This is a genomic window from Sphingobacteriaceae bacterium (assembly GCA_016715905.1).
Taxonomy (GTDB): Bacteria; Bacteroidota; Bacteroidia; order B-17B0; family Aurantibacillaceae; genus Aurantibacillus.
Genome location: JADJXI010000004.1, coordinates 376,156 through 396,697 on the forward strand (window position 1 = coordinate 376,156; position 20,542 = coordinate 396,697).

Genomic DNA, 20,542 nt, shown 5'->3' on the forward strand with positions numbered 1-20,542 from the left:
CGTTATTTTGCATATATAAAAGTATTTTTGTTGCGCATGTATATTTTGTATTTAAAGGAAATTCGAAGTTTTTTAAGTTCATTGATTGGATACATGGCCATTGGCGTGTTTATCAGCTTAATTGGGGTATTTATGTGGATTATTCCATCAGAAAGTGGAGGCTCTAATATATTAGATAATGGTTTTGCTAATATTGATCCCTTATTTTATATCGCCCCCTGGGTTTATCTTTTTTTAATTCCAGCCATTACCATGCGCTCTTTTTCCGAAGAAAGAAAAAGCGGAACGCTGGAATTGTTACTTACCCGCCCCTTAAGCGACCTTCAAATTGTGCTGGCTAAATATTTTGCCGGATTAACCTTGGTTTTAATTTCATTATTACCTACGCTCATTTATTATTACAGTGTTAATGCGCTTTGTCAAAAAAACACCGGTATGGATACCGGCGGCATGTGGGGTTCTTATGTGGGCTTGTTTTTTTTAGGTGCAGGTTTTGTTGCAATTGGAACTTTTGCATCAGCCATTTCTGAAAATCAAGTTATCGCCTTTATTTTTGCTTTGCTGCTTTGTTTTGTATGTTACATTGGTTTTGATTTTATTGCCGATAGCGGCGTGTTTGGCAAATATGCGGCGCTCATTAAAAATTTGGGAATTAACGAACATTATACAAGTATGAGTCGCGGAGTTATCGATACGCGAGATGCCATTTATTTTATCAGTGTTGCCGCTTTGTTTAATTTATTAACCCGTCTTGTTTTAGAAAGCAGAAAATGGTAAAGACGAAAGAAGATAAAATAAACCGGAAAAGAAAAGACATCACCGCGCTTTTTATGCTTTTAGTTATAGTGGTGCTGATTAACTTTGTTAGTCATTATTTTTTCAAACGTATAGATCTAACTTCTGAGAAGCGTTATACCTTGGCGGCTTCTACCAAGGAAATGCTGAAAAAAGTGGATGAGGAAATTTTATTTAAGGTTTATTTAGAGGGGAATTTTAATCCCGGCTTTACGCGATTAAGAAATGAAGCCCGTGAAATTCTGGATGAATTCAGGGCTTATTCCAATGAAAATATTCAATATGAATTTATCAATCCGGCAGAAGAAGGATTAACGTTAGAAGAAAAAAACAGTATTCAAAAACAATTATTTGAAAAAGGAATAATTCCCGAAGAAATTATTGAAAAAAAGTCTGATAAAACATCCAACTTACGTATATGGCCGGGTGCCATTGCTTCTTATAAGGGGAGAGAAGCGGTTTGGCAGATTTATTCGCATCAGGCTTTAATTGGGGTTAGTTCTGAACAAAGCATCAATAACAGTGTACAAGAATTGGAATATTCTTTAAGCAATACCATTCGTAAATTGCAAAGAGATCGTAAGCCGGAAGTCACTTTTTTAGATGGACATAATGAACTGGATACCATAAGCCGTTATGATTTTGCTCGTTCCTTAAGTGAGTATTATAGCGTAAACCGAACCCTAATCAAGCAGGGCGTAGAGTTGGAATCTTTGAAGGGAACCGATGCTTTAATCATTGCTAAACCCGATAGCTCGTTTACCGACAAAGAAAAATTTATTATTGATCAATTTATTATGGAAGGGGGAAAAGTGTTGTGGTTGATAGATCCCGTTACCATCAATATGGATACGTTAAATCTTCGTGGTTTTTCCATTGGATTAAATCGTCCCTTAAATTTAGAAGATATGTTGTTTAAATACGGTGTTCGTTTAAATCCCGTATTAGTGCAGGATATGCAATGCGGTATGATTCCCATCAACATCGGATTTAAAAAAGGACAGGCCAATATTAAAATGTTTCCTTGGGTGCATACTTTATGGGTGTTACCTGATGTTGCTCATCCCATTGTAAAAAATTTAGATGTAATAAAAATGGAATATGTATCGAATTTAGATACGGTAACAGCACATGGCATTAAAAAAACGGTTTTGTTACGAAGTTCAAGAAACAGCAGAATTCAGCCTACGCCGGCTCGTATAGCTTTACAAATGGCCACCTTGCCGGTAAAAGAATCGCAGTTTAAAGATGGAAGTCAAATGCTGGCCTTATTGCTTGAAGGTGAATTTACCAGTTTTGCAGAAAATAGATTGCCAACTATTTTACGTTCTAATCCGGATTTTAAATTTTTGGAGCACGGTAAAAAAACAAAAATGATTGTGGTGGCCGACGGTGATATTGCAGCTAATGATTATCAAAGGTCAACCGGACAAGTTATGCCTTTGGGCTACGATAAATATTCCCGTCAGGTTTTTGCCAATAAAACATTTTTATTGAATTGTGTGAATTATTTGTTGGATGACGAAGGTATGTTGCAGTTACGTTCACGCGAAGTGAAATTAAGAATGTTGGATAAGAAAAAACTAAAATTGCAGCGCACAAAATGGCAAATGATTAATGTAGTTTATCCGATTATTTTAATAGCCTTATTGGGAACCGTACAGTTTTATGTAAGACGCAAGAAGTACGGAGTTTAGAAATAAATTTTAAACAAAAAATTTCTTTATCAATAAAGTCAAGTGAAGTGCTGTCCTACTCGTAGTAACTAAACTGTCAGTAGTAGTGCCGCTTTATCGTGGTATGCCTGCCTGCCGGTAGGCAGGTAGCGAGACCTAATTACAAAGAATCACTTCTCGATACGCCGATAAACATTTCCATATTCGGCTACTCGAAGCGACTAAACTGTCAGGTCGAGTAAAGCATGTGTATTCGGTGTGCTTGTATCGAGACCTTTCTTAAAACACAAAGTTTTAATTAAAACGCAGCGTTTTAATAGGGGTAAGTTTAGTTAAAATTAAAGTGGGTAAAAACAGCATGAGTAAACAAACTACAAATGTGCCAAGGTTTAAAAGTAAATAATTCAACCAATTTATATCAATGGCCACATGATCGATGTAATAGGTAACACTATCTAATTTCATGATTTCAAAATAATACTGAATATAGCAAAGTCCTATTCCCAAAATATTCCCCCAAAGCAATCCCTTACCAATTAAATTTAAACTCACATAAAAAAATATTTTACGCACCGATACATTATTCATACCTAAAGATTTCACCAAACCAACCATATTGGCACGTTCAAGAATTAAAATTAGCAGGGCTGTTATCATATTAATTACGGCAACTATAATCATCAATACAATAACTATTATCCCATTAATATCTAATTTATCCAACCAAATAAAAATATTCCCGTAAATTTCTTTCACACTGCGAATACTGTATTGATAACCCAATAATTCTTCCAACTCTAGCTTCAACTCATCCACTTTTTCAAAATCCTTTACATTTACTTCAAATGAACCGGCCATAGCATCATCCCAGTAATTTAATTTTTGAATTTGTCTTAAATCTACATATGTTAAGTTATTATCAAAGTCGGCAAAATCGGTTTTAAATATCCCGCATACTTGTAATTTACGAGAACGTTGTTCGCTTTTAATATAGGTTTCATTACTGGCACTATCTGTTACTTCATGTTTAACCATAAAATAAAACAGCAGCTTATCCTTTAATTTAATATTCAATCGATCAGCCAATACCTGGCTGATTAGTATTTCTTTACTTGAAGTTGTATCGTTGAATTGCAAACAAGAACCTTCGGTGATGTGTTGTTTAATATAATCGAAATTATAATTTTTGGTTACGCCCTTGAGCAATACGCCTTCGTTTTCTTCATCTGTTTTCAGAATAGCATTTTTAAATGCTGTTTTTTGCACGTTGGTTATGCCTTTGTAATTTTTTAACAGACTTAATGAATCGGCTGGTATATGAATAGGATCTTGTTCATTTCCCGGATTAATATTAACGCTTGTGATTACCAAATGCGTTGTTAGGCCCGTAATTTTTTTGATAATTTCTTTCTTAAAACCGCTTACAATACTAATAGTTAGTATCATTACTGCTACTCCAAGTACAATGCCAATTATAGCAATTTTAACGATTGGTTTAGAGATATTAGCCTTATCTTTAACAGCACCCGTAATTTTATTGGCTATAAACTTTTCTATATTCAATGATTAAAAAAAACAAAAATAAGCATTTCATCGGCTTGGTGTTTTTTCTGGCCTTGTTTGTGTCTAAGCTTTTTGCACAAGATACGCTGTTGATTAAACCTTTTGAAAGTGTTACATGTGGAAATGCTCGTTTTGATCTTTATTTACCCTTACTGAAAAATAAAAAAGTAGCCGTGGTTACTAATGTTACCGGTTTAGTTGGCAAAACCAGTATTGTAGATACTTTACTTAAACTAAAAGTTAAAGTGGTGAAAATATTTGGTCCTGAGCATGGTTTCAGAAGTAATGCGGATGCGGGTGAAAAAGTTGCCAGTAGCATTGATAAAAAAACCGGCCTGCCAATTATTTCTCTTTACGGTGCTAATAAAAAACCAAAAAAAGAACAAATGGCCGGTATAGATATTGTGATTTACGATATTCAAGATATAGGTGTTCGGTTTTACACCTATATTTCTACCATGACCTACATGATGGAAGCCTGTGCCGAAACTAAAAAAAAGTTTATTGTGCTCGATCGTCCGAATCCTAATGGATTTTATATTGATGGTCCGGTTATGAAAGACGAATTAAAAGGTTTTTTAGGATTACATAGTGTTCCATTGGTGTATGGCATGACTTGTGGTGAATACGCTAAAATGGTAAATGAAGAGGGTTGGATGAAAAACAGAAATATGTGTGAGTTGCTTGTAATTCCCATGCGGGGTTATGATCGTAATGCCAGTTATGATTTACCTGTACATCCTTCACCAAATATTCCTAATAGTACGGCGGTATTGTTGTATCCATCTCTCGGATTATTTGAAGGAACAATAGTAGGATTAGGAAGAGGAACTGATAAGCCCTTTCAGCATATAGGTCACCCGGACTTTAAAGACACTACGTATTCATTTATTCCAAAAGCTTCAAAAATTTCGGCTAAGCCCAAATATTTGAATGAAAAATGTTATGGTAAAGATTTGAGTAAAGAAAAATACTTGACTTTACATCCACGACAAATTGAATTGAGCTGGATACGATTAATGGCCTTGCAATTAAAAAGAGCCGATTTTTTCGATAAATATTTTGCTTCGCATGCCGGTAATCACGATTTAGAGAAACAACTTGTTTCCAGAATTAGTTTAGAGGATATACGAGCAAGTTGGAAAGCTGGTTTGGACAGCTTTAAAGTTATTCGGAAAAAATACCTGCTTTATCCGGATATAGGTCAATGATATAAGTGAAAAAGCCGGGTGGTATGAAGCGGAATATGGTATTTCTCAATTTTTGAATCTTTTTTTGGCTTTTCACCTTTAGAAAGCTATTTTTGCATAGATAAGAACATGGCAAATTTTGATTTGATTATGCCCAAAATGGGCGAGAGTGTGGCAGAAGCCACCATTATTAAATGGACCAAAAACGAAGGCGATTTTATAAAAATTGACGAAACGGTTTTGGAAATAGCAACAGATAAAGTAGATAGCGAAATACCTTCGCCATTTGAAGGGAAGTTGATTAAAAAATTATTTAAAGAAGGTGAAATTGTACAAGTGGGTGCAGTTATTGCACAAATAGGCAGCGATGCAGCAGGAGGAAGTTCAGAAACACCAAAATCTGTGGCACCGGAGACCAAAAAAGTGGAAGAGGAGGTGGTTAAAGTTGCACAGCCTTTACAAGAAAATAAAACAGCAGTAAGTGTCGATTATTCTAACTCCAACAAATTTTATTCGCCTTTAGTAAAAAGTATAGCCAAAGAAGAAGGTATTTCACTGGAAGAATTAGAAAGTATTAAAGGAACGGGACAGGAAGGAAGAGTAACCAAGGCAGATATTTTAGCGTATTTACCCAATAGAAATAAGGGAGCTTCATCCGGAAGCACACAAAAAGCGGATGTAAAATTAGAGGGCGGAACGGCCATGAACATAAATCGCCCGGCTGTTTCAGTTGGAGCAGGTGATGAGATTATTGAAATGGATAGGATGCGCAAACTTATTTCCGATCACATGGTAATGAGTAAGCACGTTTCACCGCATGTAACATCCTTTGTTGAAGCAGATGTTACCGCTTTGGTGATGTGGAGAGAGAAAATGAAAAAAGAGTTTGAAAAGAAAGAAGGCGAAAAATTAACCTTTACCCCTTTATTTATTGAAGCAGTAGCTAAGGCCATAAAAGATTTTCCGATGATTAATGTTTCCGTTGATCCAACAGGAACAAAAATAATTAAGCGTAAAAACATTAATATAGGAATGGCAGCTGCATTGCCAAGCGGAAATTTAATTGTACCGGTGATTAAAAATGCCGATGAGAAAAATTTGTTAGGTATTACAAAAAACGTGAATGATTTAGCAAGTAGAGCAAGAGCAAATAAACTAACCCCTGATGAAATACAAGGAGGTACTTTTACCCTAACCAATGTTGGTAATTTTGGTAATGTAATGGGTACGCCTATAATCAATCAACCGCAAGTAGCTATTTTAGCAGTAGGAACAATCAAAAAGAAACCTGCAGTAATTGAATCACCTTTAGGAGATATGATTGGTATACGTCATTTTATGTTTTTAAGTTTAAGTTACGATCATCGAGTAGTAGATGGATCATTAGGAGGAAGTTTTGTAAGAAGAGTGGCCGATTACTTAGAAAATTGGGATATTAACCGTACTGTTTAAATCAATAAAAAATGAAAAAAAATGTAATTCTTGTAGCGGCATTTGTAGTGATTGCCTTTGCTTGTAAAAAAGACAGAACTTGTGAATGTACGGTAACCAAAAAAGGAACTTCATCCACACAAGGAAAAGTGGAGCAGAATCTTTTCGGATTTCCGGTAGCTTTGGCCGATACCACATTTGAAACTAATGTAAGTGAAATTCAGACTTACGAAATAAAGATGGAAAAGGTGACCAAGAAAACGGCAAAAGGTAATTGTTATAAATACACGGAGCCCTACAACGAAAAAACAATCACTTCAGTTCCGGCGGCTTCATTTAATTTATCGGTAGTGGTAACGGATAAAGGTGAAAAAACTTTCGATTGTAAGTTGAAATAAACTAATCGTTAACTTCCGCTTCAGGATTACTTTCTTTATTGCCATTCAAAATATCATAAATCAACTGCGTTTGATAAGCCGCTTTATTGAGTTGATTGCTTAATACAATAATGGTTAGTGAATCGTTTAATTTCCGGTGAAAAGAAGAACGGTAGCCGTGCCACCAACCGTTATGATATACTTCAATATTTCCACCTTTTTTATAATCTTTTAATCTCCAACCAAAACCATAATTGGTTGCCACTTTTTCCTTACTATAAGCTTTGTAAGCCAATGATTGCGTACCGGCTGAAAGTATTTTGTTATTGTACATGGCTTCGCTGAATAAAAATAAATCGTAAGTTGTTGAGTACACACTTTTATCTCCCAAAACGTAATCGCTGGCATCAAATTCTACAGGTTTCCATCGTTCATCGTAAGGTTTGGCAATATTCGGATCGGTTAATTTAATTTTATCTATCGTGGTACTGTGTTTCATTCCCAGCGGAATAAAAATTTCATCTCGTATAAAATCGGAATATTTTTTCCCACTTACCTTTTCAATAAGTATGGCTAATAAAGCATAATTGGTATTGCTGTAATTGAATCGGCGGTTCGGACGTAGATAGCGACTTGGTTTTTTCTCAACAAATAAATCATACATGTCTTTATTGGTCATTTTATAATTTTCAATGTATAGCGAACTGTGAAAAGCATAGATGTAATTAGGCAATCCGGAGCGGTGAGCCAGTAAATGTTTTATAGTAATACCTTCATACGGAAAATCGGGTAAATATTCAGTTACGTTTTTTTCCAAATCAATTAATCCTTTTTCCATTAAAATTAAAACAGCGGTTGATGTAATAACTTTGGTAACTGAAGCGAGTTGAAATAAGCTAGAATCGTTAACTGGATTTTGTTTCTTTTTGTCGCAAACACCATAATGATTTCTGAAAAGTACTTTTCCTTTTTTGGCTACTAGCACACTGCCGTTAAATGCTCCAATGACGTTGAAGAAAGAAAAAACCGAATCTAGTCTGTTTTCCAAAATAGTTTTGGGAGATTCATTGTTGGCTTTTTCACTTTTCACCAACGCAGCTTTGTTTTGACTTATTTTTTTAGAATTGGAATTATCGGAACAATGATAATTGAATAAGGTTAGGATCAGTATGTAGACTAGTCTTTTCAAAAGGAATGAGTAGGTTATTTTTTTTCTTTAGTTGCTTTTTCACTCTCTTCCTCATCATCATTATATTTATCATAATCTAATTGATTCCCCCAAAAACTCATTTGTTGTTTAATCCAGGTTTTTCGTTTTTGAATATAAGGGCTGGCCGGACTCGCTTTATAACTTAAAGGTTTTGGAAGAATAGCGGCTATTGCAGCGCTTTCATCCTTATTTAATTTTTTAGCACTTTTATTAAACCAATGCATAGCTGCGGCTTCAGCTCCATACACGCCATTGCCCATTTCAATACTATTCAGGTAAACTTCCATAATTCTTTCTTTTGACCAAAATATTTCTATCAGTAAAGTGAACCAGGCCTCAAAAGCTTTGCGGATGTAACTGCGTCCCGGCCATAAAAAAACATTTTTTGCAGTTTGTTGTGTGATGGTACTGCCCCCTCTAATTTTTTTGCCACTTTCATTCGCTTTCATTGCTTTTTCAATGGCGCCCCAATCAAAACCAAAATGCTTTAAGTAGTTTTGATCTTCGCTACACACAACGGCTAATTGCAACTTTGGGGAAATTTTTTCAAGTTCAACCCAATCGTGTTCAAGTTTTAATGTTTTTCCTTCCGATTTTTGTTCCATACAACGAATAATCATTAAAGGAGTAAAGGGAATAGGGACCCAACGGAAAATGATTACAGATAGGATAGAAAGGATTAAAAATCCTATACAAATTTTTAACAATAGTTTTAGCAACTTGTAAACCAAAATCATAATCAATTGCAAAGCTATTTGTATTTTTAAGCCGCTAACATTGAATTAGACGAGTAATTAACTATCCTATTTTAATTTCTATGAACAATAAAATAAAACTCATTTTTGCCGGAATATTAATTTTTCTGGTAGCCTTATATTTTGTAAATAAATATCGCGTAGCGCCTTCTGTAGATTTAAATCAACTACCCTTATTTACACTAACAGGCGATAAAGTGAATTGGCAAGATTACAAGGGGAAAAAACTAGTCGTTTCTTTTGGGGCATCCTGGTGTGGCAATTGTAAAGAAGAATTGAGGGAAATTAAAAAAATTAAAAGTGAAAAATTAAGTGATGTGGAAATTGTAGTTATTTCAGATGAGCCGGTGGAGAAAATTGAGAGATTTGCTTCGGCGTATGAAGATTTTACTTTTCTTAAATTGAATTTAGATTTCCCGTCTATTGGAATTAATTCTATTCCGGTATCCTATATTATCAATACGAAACTTGAAGTAAAAGAGAATCAAGTGGGATATATCAATTGGGCCGATGCCTCCACCGTTGAACACCTACGAAGTCTAATGAATCAGTGATTAAATGGATTTAGTTTAATACAAACGGAATTTTTATTTGTTTTAACGGTTTCTTATTCTAACTTTGGTTATCAAAAATCAGATTTATGAATACTTACAAAACCATTGTTATTTCGGTTCTCGTTCTTTTCAGTACAAAATTTATAGCTAAAGATTATCCAAAAGATATTTTTGGAACTCGCGTTTTTGTTGAATATAAGGGTCAACTCAAACCTTCGGTAAGCTTAAGTCATATTGAATTTATTTATGATCATTGTAACGATCGTATCTTTTTTACGAATGAAGGTTTGTGTTATGAATTTGAAAAGCCTAAAAAATTAACGCATCGTCAAAGGGAATTAATTGAACATGGACATGCCGATAAAGTAAAGCGTAAAAAGTATTACGTTAAAATGAATTGGTTAAATTGTAATGCTAACATTCAAATTATTCCTGACGAAAAACAATCGTATTACTTCTCTTACGGTTCGGAAGGTGATAAAGCGACAGTTTATAAAAAGCTAACTTATAAAAATGTTTATGATAATATTGACATAGAGTATTTTTTACCGGATGAAAGAACGGGTGGAATAAAATACAATGTGATTCTGCATCCTGGAGCTGATATTACAGCCTTGAAAATAATTTATTCTGGAGATGTGAATGATATTGAGTTGTTGGATGATGAAGTGAAGATTAAGATGCCCCTTGGACCAATTACTGAACATAAAGCTATAGCATTTAATGCGAACAACGAGACGATATCTTGTCAATACAAATTAGAAAAAAATAGCATTCAATTTGTATTGGGTGATACCTATAACCCATCAATTACCACCACCATTGATCCTTGGGTAACTACAATAACTACTATGAGTACCAATAATTATGGTTATGATGTAGAGTATGATGTAAACGGAAATTTATTTGTGTATGGCGGAAATCCTCCATATAAAGTAGCCAAATATAATTCATCGGGTGTTTTGCAATGGACATTTCCCGGAGTATTAGTTTCCCCTTCTTTTACTGCAAGTCAGTTTTCTACTGGTTATGTCGTAAATCGCTCTGACGGGAAATCATATGTTGCTGGAACAATTGGTGGCAATGCTGTGATAAGATTAGATCAAAATGGAATCTATGATAATTTTACTTCTCAATCTGCTCCAATTGAAATTTGGGATTTGGGTTATCACTGTCCCACCAATGGAATTTTCGTGTTTGGAGGAGGTGCCGGCACTACTAATGGCATCTTAAATCAACAAACAGGGGTGTACACCGGCGCCCCATTTACCCAAGGATTTCAAGATGCTGTGAGTCATGCATTAGACGATAATGGAAATCCATTTATGTATTTTTCACAAGGTGTGACCCAAGGCACTACTGGCGTAAATAATAATATTGCCAGAATAAATACCATTCTTACAAATACAGTTTGGCAAGGTCCAAGTACATATTCTTCCATGGGTGAAGTAATAAACAAAAACAATTACATAGGGTCGGGGCTGAATTTTTTATATGGGCCATATACCCTTTCCAATAATGAATTTAATTGTTTAGATGTGAACGGGAATTTTTTATTTTTTTATGATGGATTTAATTTGGCAGCATATAATAAAAACACTGGTGCAATGGTTAGTTCAACAACTATTGCAAGTCATACTATGTTAGAACAAGGTGGAATTGCTGTGGATGATTGTAATAATATTTATTTAGGTGGAAATACGAATATTAGAGTTTTAAATTTTAATGGAAATTCATTCTCCAATGTGGGTACTATTCCTTTAAATATTAATCCGGCCCCTCAATATCAATATATTTATGATATTAAACTAAATCGTGGTACAAACAAACTTTTCGTTTGCGGAAGTGGTTTTGTTGGACAATATGATGCGGTGTATAGTACAGCGTGTGGCTTTAGTTCAGTCAATGTCTCTTGTATTGGTACGAATACCGGAAATGCGGTAGTTACCATATCAACAACAATTTTATCTCCAACTTTTTCTTATGTATGGACAGGTCCCGGTGGTACGGTCAGCGTTACGAATAACACCTTAAGCAACAGTAACGGAGTTAACGGATTGAGCAATGGTACTTATACGGTTTATAGCTCTATTAATGCACCTTGCGGACCTGTATATGTATCTACCTTAACGGTAAATTGCGCTACGTTATGCCCTTCATCAATTAATATTACGCAGGTTTCATGTACTAATTCGGTTTCTACTGCAACCTTGGTAACCGCTTGCCCTCCCGGAAATATTACTTCCATCGTATGGAATCCCACTCCGGGAAGCGTATCGGGAAATTCTTTAAACGCTTCGGGTTTGGCTCCGGGTATTACAACAGTTTCTATTTTCAATGGAACAATATTAATAGGAGCTTCTACTGTTGCGGTAAATCCTCCGCCTCCTCCGGTAACATTTACAATTAATAATTTATCCGGCACTAGCGTTTTAACATGCAGTAATCCAATTATTAATTTGGCCGCCGTTTCAAATTACACGTATGGGTCTTTAAATTATTTCTGGTCGAGTATATCTTTTACAGCAAATACTTCAACAGTGTCCATTAGTCAGGCCAACACCATAACCTTAACGGTGACTGATCCTGCTACAGGTTGTTCTGCACAAGAAACTATAGCAATAACTTCAAATACTGCTGTTCCAATTAATTCCGTAAATCCGGTTTCGCAAGCCATCACTTGTAATTCGGGTGCGCCAGTTACTTTTTCGGGCACTGTTACTAGCCCCACTATTAATATTCAACACGATTGGTATAGTCCTTTAAATCCATTGCCCGGAGGAGTGCCAATTGCAACTTCGAACAATACAATTGCTATTTTAAGTGGAGCTTTACCGCCGGGTGTTTATACATTAGTAACCACAAATCTGGTTAATGGTTGTTCTGCACAAAAAACAATAACGATAACTTCTTTATCAGCCTGGCCAACATTTTCTTTAAACAGTCCAACTAATTTTTCGGTAGGTTGTAATCCTTTACATCAAACCACCATTTCTATTGTAAATCCGGTTTCTACACAAACACCACCTGCAACCTGCAGTTATACTTTTTTAGCGCCTTCGTTTACCGGAGTAGTTACTCCAAGTGTTGTTTTAGGTAACAATACTTCCACGGTGACTACAACACCCGGTACATGGACCATTATTGTGCAGGATAATTCTAATTTTTGCAGAACCATAATTCAGGTTCCAATTATACAAAATACCGTTGCGCCAAACGTTTCGGCCAGTATGTTTACGCAAACATTAACATGTAAAAATCCAACAGTTATTGCTACAGGCACCACTACAACTCCAAATACAATCATTACTTGGAATGTTCCTTCAACACCACCAACCTTGTCAACACCAAGCGTAGAAATTGGTAATCCTTCCAATGGTCCAAATACCAGTACAACTTCGTTAACCTACGCTAATTTTACGGTGGTAGCAACAAATTCATTAAATGCTTGTCAGTCAACTTCGGTAGTCACAATCCATCAAAACTTTAAACCGCCAATTTCTAATCCCACTATTTCTATTGCTACTCCAACTGCAATTTATTGTACGGTAGGATCAAATCCGGTGGTATTAACAACGGGAAGCAGTACCACAACAAGTGGGGGAGGACCCGGCGCATTTGTGGCTAATCCATGTTGGGAAGGGCCATCGCCGCAAACGCCAACCTGCGGACCGTCATCTTACAGCTGTTATGTACCCGGTGTTTATTCATTAACGGTAGAAGATGCCTATAACGGATGTAAACACACAGGTACTGTAAATGTTTTAGACAAAACGCAGCCACCGGTAATAACCAATACGCTTTCCAGCGCTGTATTAGATTGTGGAAATAACAAAGCCGATTTATTTATAGCCATTAGTGGAACAACCACAGGGTACCGATATTATTTTTATCAATACCCAATCGGAGCATCATTTTCGCCATCGAACGCTATTAATTTGGCTGGTGTTTCTAACGCATCGGTTTCGGTTGATTTAACAGGAACCTATGTTTATATTGTAACTAATACCTTAACGGGATGTGTTGCCAATGGTTCTATAATGGTAACTCCCGGAACATTAATTGCACAATTTGATGCCAATCCAATTCGAGGGTATGCACCGTTACAAGTTAATTTCTTAAATACCTCATCAAGTTCAATTGGTACATCAAGCATTAACTCTGTATGGAATTTCGGAAACGGAACTGCTAACAGTTTTACGAATAATAGTTCCGTTAGTTCAATTTATAATTCGCCAGGAACCTATTCTGTTATTTTATATACATCAAAAGGATTTTGCAAAGATTCAGCAATTAAAATAATTAAAGTGGATGCTCCTTCGAAATTGGAAGTTCCGAATATATTTACACCTAATAATGATGGAAGTAATGATGTTTTCTTCTGTAAAACCTCGGGAATTAAAAAGATTGATGCCATAGTTTATGATCGATGGGGAACAAAAGTGTACGAAGTAATGAGTAGCACCGGAAACATTGCATGGGATGGAAAAAACTTTGCCGGTAAAGAATGCTCGGCTGGTGTATATATGTACATAATTCATGCGGAAGGAGAAGATGGCGCTACTTATGAATCTAAAGGAAATGTAACCCTATTAAGATAATTTTTTCTGCGCAGATTGGATTTATATTCTTTTTTATTACTGTGTTTTATTTTGAATTCATTTCAAGTTAAAGCACAACATAAAAAAGATACAACTTATATTCACTTAATTAATTTAAAAGGACATCCTGTTCAACTTTCTGATTACCTGGGTAAAGTTTTATACATTGATTTTTGGGCCAGTTGGTGTGGCGGGTGTAAAATTTTTATTCAGCATGGTGATTCATTATATGATAGATTCACTAAAGCTCAACATAAAAAAATAGAGTTCATTAACATTTCTATTGATGAAGATGAAAAAAGTTGGAAGAAAGGAGTAGAAAAACATCAGCAAAAGGGCGTCCATTTATTATCTCGTTTATCAGATTCACTGGGCGCTGCCAAATATTTTCGCTTGACCGGTTTACCGAGATATGTCATAATTGACAAAAAAGGAAAAATTAAATCGTTTATTGCGCAAACTCCCTATTACACGAATGTGTACGAGGAGCTTTTAGAATTAATTGAAGCAGATCAAAACTAGTTTCGGATTATTTTTCCCGTTTTTATATTATTCGACCCAGTGAATTTATAAAAATATAGTCCGGATTTTAATTCCCTAAAGTCTATATGATTTTCTCCTTCCATTAGGGTAACTTGCTTGATCATTTTCCCTGTGTTATCAAACAATTGCAATAATCCGGGAGTAATTGAGTTCACATTTAATAAATCATTAACAGGATTTGGGAATATGTTTAATTCAATATTTGCGATTACTAGCTTGGATAAACCGGTACATAAATCAACACTTAAGCTAACCACAGCGGTATTTTCGCAACCAACATTATCTGTACCTGTTACAGTGTAATTGGTAGTTAGGGTTGGTGAAACTACTTCAACACTATTTGTTCCGATGTTTGTCCAGCTATAATTCATTGCGCCGCTTACGCTAAGTGTTGCATTTTCTCCCACACAAATAAATGTGGGATTTATTAATGCTACTACATTAGGTAAAGGCAATACGCTAACCGTTAGTGCAACGGGTGTATAATTCACGCAGCCTAATGAACTGGTTCCGCTAACTGAATAACTGGTATTTGCAGTTGGACTAACCACTGCTGAGCCTCCTGAAAAAGTATAGGTTTGAGCACCCGAAGGCATGATAGTAAATGATTTACCCACACAAATACTTCCATCGCTTACAGAAATAACAGGTGGTGGTATAACTGTAATTGTACTAATGCCGGGAACGGGACTTACACAACCGTTAGTTCCGGTTCCCGTTACTGAATAGGTTGTGGTAATTGTTGGGTTTACCACAGCAAAGCCGTTGGAAAAGGTGTAAGATGGCGCACCGGAAGGAACCATGGTGAAAGATTGACCGTAACAAATACTTCCGCTGGTTACCGACATTACAGGAGAAGTTAAAACGCTAACCGTACTGATGGCAGAACTCGAACTCACGCATCCAACACTATTTTCGCCAATTACCGAATAGGTGCTGGTGCTGGTTGGAGTTACAACTGCATTTCCACTTGAAAAAGTATAATTGACAGCACCGCCAGGAACCATGGTGAAATTATATCCGCTGCAAATGCTACCGCTATTTACAGTAACTGTAGGCAAATTGTAAACCGTTACAGTACTTACGGCGGCAATCGGACTTACACATCCATTTGAATTAGTACCTACTACAGTAAATAAACTGGTGTTAGTTGGACTTACAACCGCGCTTCCACTCGAATAAGTGTAGGAAACAGCGCCGGAAGGTATCATGGTAAACGATTGTCCTGTACAAATGCTTCCGCTATTTACGGTAATGGTTGGATTCGCAAACACGGTTATACTTACCGGAGCTCTATTAATGCTATTGGTACAAGTATATGCTTCGGCGTAATAAGTATAAGTTCCGGTTGTTAAATTTGGAGTTGTAAATACAGTGCCTGTTCCAAGTATGGTGGTTGAAGTTGGTGTTGCATACCAATTAACGCTGCCGGTAATGATTGGCTGTGCCATAATTGTTGCTGATTGTCCACTGCAAACCGTTAGATTCGAAACTGGAGTAACATTAGTTGGAGTAGGCGGAGCGACAATATTATTTACTTTCCACATGTCATTTAAAAATCCTGTACCTCCGCTACCCGGAAATCCTTGTCCACTAAACAACCAAAGGTTTCCGCAATAATCTGCCCAACCGGTAGCATAAGCTCTTCCTCCTGAAATATTAGCCGGCGCAGGTACAAATAATGTTCCGTATGTGCCATTTTGATTAATGATTTGACTTCCTTTAGCCCAGGTCCAATTGTTAGTAGTCATATCAAAAGTCCAAAAGTCATGTAGCATACCAGTACCGCCACTAGCAGGATAACCAAATCCTCCTAACATCCAAACTAATCCGGAAGGATCTATCCATGATATAGGTCTTCTTCTTCCGCCAGGATTATTTGTTGCACTTGATACGCCTATAGTTCCGTAATTTCCATTCTGATTAATTAAATTACTTCCTTTCATCCATGTCCATTCGAGCGTGCTTGGATTAAATCGCCATACATCATCTAATAATCCGGTTCCTCCACTTGCGGGGTAACCAAATCCGGCGTAGGTCCAAAAGTTTCCTGAAAAATCTTTCCATGCATTTCCTACGTGTCTTCCACCGGGTGTATTTAACGGCCCGGGGGTGCCTTGCGTACCGTAAGTTCCATTTTGATTAAAAGAATTACTTCCCTTCATCCAGGTCCATTGATTTAATGAAACATCATATTTCCAAACATCATTCAAAAAACCACTTCCACTTAGTGCAAACCCTGTTGCACCAAAGGTCCACAAGTTACCATTGTTGTCTGTCCAACCTGCGCCTCCCCATCTTCCTCCGGGGTTATTAATAGCAGCACCAACACCCATGGTTCCATAAATCCCATTTTGATCAATCAAATTTGTTCCTTTCATCCAAGTCCATTCGTTAGTTGAAATATTATATTTCCAAAGATCATTCAAGTGTCCTATTGCTCCAGAGCTTGGCCAACCAAAACCTCCAAACATCCAAAGATTTCCTGAAGCATCCACCCAGGTTACTGCATCGGCTCGTGCACCCGGATTATTAGCCGGTGCGGCAACTCCTTGCGTTCCATAAGTACCATATTGATCAATGCTATTCGGACCCTTAATCCAAGTCCATTCATTCGTTGATGAATTAAATCTCCATAAATCACTTAAACGTCCAACACCTCCTGATGCACCGTAACCATATCCTCCAAAAATCCAAAAATTACCGGATAAATCTTTCCAATATTGTGCATTTTCTCTACCGCCCGGATTATTAGCAAGCGCAGGTACACCTTGGGTTCCATACACCCCTAATTGATTAATTCCGTTAACACCTTTTACCCATTCCCATTCACCTTGTTGGGCCATTAAAAAATTTGTGAGTAAGAAAATAAATAAGAGTATTTTAGTTCTCATAAGTATACTTTTTAATAAAGAAACAAAAAAAAACTTTAATACAAATTCTTGTTGCAATAATTTTTTCAAATGTTAGTTACTTATCATCTTACAAATGCGTATTTCAAGTAAATTTAAGCCTGAGATGAAGAAAGAGAAGGATATTGCCACATTAAGTCCCAAGGAATATATTATTATTAAAGGAGCACGCATGCATAACTTAAAAAGTTTGGATGTGGCCATTCCAAGAAATAAAATGATTGTGATTACCGGACTATCAGGATCGGGGAAATCCTCATTGGCTTTTGATACCTTATATGCCGAAGGACAGCGCAGATATGTGGAAAGTCTTTCTGCTTATGCCCGTCAGTTTTTGGGTAGATTAGAAAAACCGCAAGTAGATTATATTAAAGGAATTTCTCCGGCTATTGCTATCGAACAAAAGGTAATTTCTCGAAATCCCAGAAGTACTGTGGGCACAGTAACCGAAATTTACGATTATTTGAAATTGTTGTTTGCCAGAATCGGAAAAACATTTTCACCGGTGAGTAATAAGCAAGTGAAACGCCATAATATTTCTGATGTGGTTGATTATGTTTCCGAAGTTGAAAATGGAAAAACAATTTTAATTTTAAGTACAATAGCCGACAGAAAAGAGAAAAACTTGGCTAAACTTTTGCAAATATTAATTCATCAGGGATTTTCAAGAATGGTGGTGAATGGTGAAATCTGTAAAATTCAAGATATTGATTCTAAAAAAATTAAAAAAGACGCAGAAGTTTATTTACTAATTGATAGAATAATCAGTAACCCATCTGATGAAGATACCCGTAATAGAGTTGCGGATAGTGTGCAAACAGCTTTTTATGAGGGGAACGGAGCCTGTTTTGTGTGGATACAAAGGGGGGAGGGATTATTTGATAAAACAAATTTCAATAACCGATTTGAGTTGGATGGATTAACTTTTACAGAGCCGGATGTGAATTTTTTCACCTTTAATAATCCCGTGGGTGCTTGTAAAAAATGTGAAGGGTTTGGAAGTATTATTGGTGTTGATCCGGATTTAGTGATTCCTAATAAAAGCTTATCGGTTTTTGATAATGCGGTTGCGTGCTGGAATGGCGAAACCATGAGTTGGTATAAAAAAAAACTCATTAAAAATGCACATAAATTTAATTTTCCGGTACATAAACCTATTGTAGATTTATCTAAGCAACAATATCAATTATTATGGGAAGGCAACGAGCATTTTGAAGGTATCCATGATTTTTTCAGGATGTTGGAAAAAGAAACCTACAAAATTCAATATCGGGTAATGCTGGCCAGATACCGAGGTAAAACAAATTGTCCGGATTGCCGGGGAACTCGTTTGCGTAAGGATGCAAACTATGTGAAGATAGGGGAGGCTTGTATAAGCGATTTAGTTTTAATGCCGGTGAAAGATTTGTTGCAGTTTTTCAATACACTAAAGTTGGATAAACAAGATGAGCAGATTGCCAAAAGGTTATTAATTGAAATTAAAAACCGCTTACAATATTTAAGCGATGTGGGTTTGGAATATTTGACGCTAAATAGAGTTTCGGGGACTTTAAGTGGCGGTGAAAGTCAGCGAATCAATTTAGCCACGCAACTTGGTAGCACCTTAGTGGGGAGTTTATATATTTTGGATGAACCCAGCATAGGTTTACATCCGCGCGATACCGCTCGATTATTAAAAGTATTAAAATCATTAAAAGCACAAGGTAACACGGTAATTATTGTGGAACACGATGAGGAAGTGATGAGAAATGCCGATCAATTGATTGATATTGGTCCGGAAGCGGGTAGTGGTGGAGGAACCTTAGTTTTTCAAGGTGATCATAACGAATTATTGGCAGATAAATTAAGTTATACGGCTGCCTATTTAACCGGAAAAATAAAAATTGAGCTTCCATTTAAAAGAAGAAAATGGAAAGAGTTTATAGAAATAAAAAGTTTAAAAGAAAATAATTTAAAAAATGTGAGTGTTAAATTTCCTATAGGCGTGATGTGTTGTGTAACCGGGGTAAGCGGTTCAGGAAAATCAACTTTGGTAAAAAAAGGATTGATTAATTACTTGCAAAAGTATTTAGACGGCTATTATGAAAATGTGAAGTTTGATTTTTTATTAGGAGGAAATTTAAATCATATCAAGGCCTTGGAATTTGTTGATCAAAATCCAATCGGAAAATCTTCAAGAAGTAATCCGGTAACTTACGTTAAAGTGTATGATGATATCCGGAATTTATTTGCCGATCAGCCTTTAGCCAAGGCCCGTAATTTTAAGCCCGGATTCTTTTCCTTTAATGTAGAAGGTGGACGATGCGAGGCTTGTCAAGGCGAAGGAGTAACCACAGTTGAAATGCAGTTTATGGCCGATTTATTATTGACCTGTGAATCCTGCGAGGGTAAAAGATTTAAAGATGATACTTTAGAAGTGAAATACAGAGACAAACATATTGCGGACGTTCTGGATTTAACGGTTGATGATGCCGTGCAGTTTTTTGGAGAAGAAAAATTGAACAGAACGGCAAATAAAATTGTAGAGAAATTACATGCCCTTCAGGCCGTTGGTTTAGGGTATGTAAAACTCGGACAAAGCAGCAGTACTTTAAGCGGTGGAGAGGCGCAGCGTATTAAATTGGCCAGTTTTTTATTAATGATAAATAACGATACGCCAACTATGTTCGTATTTGATGAACCAACAACCGGTTTACATTTTCATGATGTGGCCAAATTACTTCGGTCGTTTGAAGAGTTATTAAAACGCGGCCATTCCTTAGTTATCATAGAACATAATTTGGATGTGATTAAGTGTGCCGACTGGATCATTGATTTGGGGCCGGAGGGTGGAGAAGAGGGCGGTAATATAGTATTTGAAGGCACGCCTGAAGATTTAGTGAAAGAGAAAAATAGTTTTACAGGGAAATACCTCAAAGAAAAGTTGAATTGAAAT

13 protein-coding genes are annotated in these 20,542 nt (G+C 36.2%); 9 read left to right on the forward strand and 4 right to left on the reverse strand.

The window, feature by feature from the left end; all coding sequences use genetic code 11:
- Window positions 1-36: 36 nt before the first annotated feature.
- Both gldF and gldG read left to right on the forward strand, forming a co-directional pair.
- Window positions 37-777 (forward strand): gliding motility-associated ABC transporter permease subunit GldF, encoded by a 741-nt coding sequence (gene gldF / locus IPM51_05880; GenBank protein ID MBK9283834.1) that lies wholly within the window; start codon window positions 37-39, stop codon window positions 775-777.
- Window positions 771-2,492 carry a gliding motility-associated ABC transporter substrate-binding protein GldG gene (gldG, locus tag IPM51_05885; GenBank protein MBK9283835.1) on the forward strand — a complete coding sequence of 574 codons (1,722 nt, stop codon included), beginning with the start codon at window positions 771-773 and terminating at the stop codon, window positions 2,490-2,492. The genes gldF and gldG overlap by 7 nt, the downstream gene beginning before the upstream one ends.
- 273 nt (window positions 2,493-2,765) lie before the next feature.
- Here the strand turns inward: gldG and IPM51_05890 are convergent, their stop codons facing one another.
- Complete coding sequence (locus tag IPM51_05890) at window positions 2,766-4,034, reverse strand: ABC transporter permease (protein MBK9283836.1); 1,269 nt, start codon at window positions 4,032-4,034, stop codon at window positions 2,766-2,768.
- Here IPM51_05890 and IPM51_05895 point away from each other — a divergent pair.
- The 3 genes from IPM51_05895 (at window position 4,034) to IPM51_05905 (ending at window position 7,053) form a co-directional block, all read left to right on the forward strand.
- Window positions 4,034-5,245, forward strand: a complete 1,212-nt coding sequence (locus tag IPM51_05895) for a DUF1343 domain-containing protein (protein MBK9283837.1) — start codon at window positions 4,034-4,036, stop codon at window positions 5,243-5,245. The genes IPM51_05890 and IPM51_05895 overlap by 1 nt on opposite strands.
- A gap of 108 nt (window positions 5,246-5,353) precedes the next feature.
- Window positions 5,354-6,676, forward strand: coding sequence for a 2-oxo acid dehydrogenase subunit E2 (locus IPM51_05900; protein ID MBK9283838.1), 1,323 nt, complete (start codon window positions 5,354-5,356; stop codon window positions 6,674-6,676).
- An 11-nt stretch (window positions 6,677-6,687) separates the two neighbouring features.
- On the forward strand, window positions 6,688-7,053 hold the full coding sequence (locus tag IPM51_05905; GenBank protein MBK9283839.1) for a hypothetical protein: 366 nt from the start codon (window positions 6,688-6,690) through the stop codon (window positions 7,051-7,053).
- Window position 7,054: 1 nt separating this feature from the next.
- Here IPM51_05905 and IPM51_05910 read toward each other — a convergent pair whose 3' ends face one another.
- Both IPM51_05910 and mtgA read right to left on the reverse strand, forming a co-directional pair.
- Window positions 7,055-8,221 (reverse strand): beta-lactamase family protein, encoded by a 1,167-nt coding sequence (locus IPM51_05910; GenBank protein ID MBK9283840.1) that lies wholly within the window; start codon window positions 8,219-8,221, stop codon window positions 7,055-7,057.
- A gap of 14 nt (window positions 8,222-8,235) precedes the next feature.
- Window positions 8,236-8,973, reverse strand: a complete 738-nt coding sequence (mtgA, locus tag IPM51_05915; protein MBK9283841.1) for a monofunctional biosynthetic peptidoglycan transglycosylase — start codon at window positions 8,971-8,973, stop codon at window positions 8,236-8,238.
- An 86-nt stretch (window positions 8,974-9,059) separates the two neighbouring features.
- Between mtgA and IPM51_05920 the strand changes: the two genes are divergently transcribed.
- The 3 genes from IPM51_05920 to IPM51_05930 all read left to right on the forward strand — a co-directional run bounded on the left by IPM51_05920 (window position 9,060) and on the right by IPM51_05930 (window position 14,674).
- A complete protein-coding gene (locus tag IPM51_05920) occupies window positions 9,060-9,551 on the forward strand; it encodes a TlpA family protein disulfide reductase (GenBank protein ID MBK9283842.1) in 492 nt (163 codons plus the stop codon).
- 86 nt (window positions 9,552-9,637) lie between these two features.
- Window positions 9,638-14,152 carry a gliding motility-associated C-terminal domain-containing protein gene (locus IPM51_05925; GenBank protein MBK9283843.1) on the forward strand — a complete coding sequence of 1,505 codons (4,515 nt, stop codon included), beginning with the start codon at window positions 9,638-9,640 and terminating at the stop codon, window positions 14,150-14,152.
- Between the two features lie 51 nt (window positions 14,153-14,203).
- Window positions 14,204-14,674, forward strand: coding sequence for a TlpA family protein disulfide reductase (locus tag IPM51_05930; protein MBK9283844.1), 471 nt, complete (start codon window positions 14,204-14,206; stop codon window positions 14,672-14,674).
- Here IPM51_05930 and IPM51_05935 read toward each other — a convergent pair.
- Window positions 14,671-17,589, reverse strand: coding sequence for a T9SS type A sorting domain-containing protein (locus IPM51_05935; protein ID MBK9283845.1), 2,919 nt, complete (start codon window positions 17,587-17,589; stop codon window positions 14,671-14,673). The genes IPM51_05930 and IPM51_05935 overlap by 4 nt on opposite strands.
- A gap of 124 nt (window positions 17,590-17,713) precedes the next feature.
- On the opposite strand from IPM51_05935, the gene uvrA reads away from it, so the two are divergent.
- Window positions 17,714-20,539: an excinuclease ABC subunit UvrA gene (uvrA, locus tag IPM51_05940; GenBank protein ID MBK9283846.1), complete on the forward strand. Its 2,826-nt coding sequence runs from the start codon at window positions 17,714-17,716 to the stop codon at window positions 20,537-20,539.
- Window positions 20,540-20,542 lie beyond the last annotated feature (3 nt).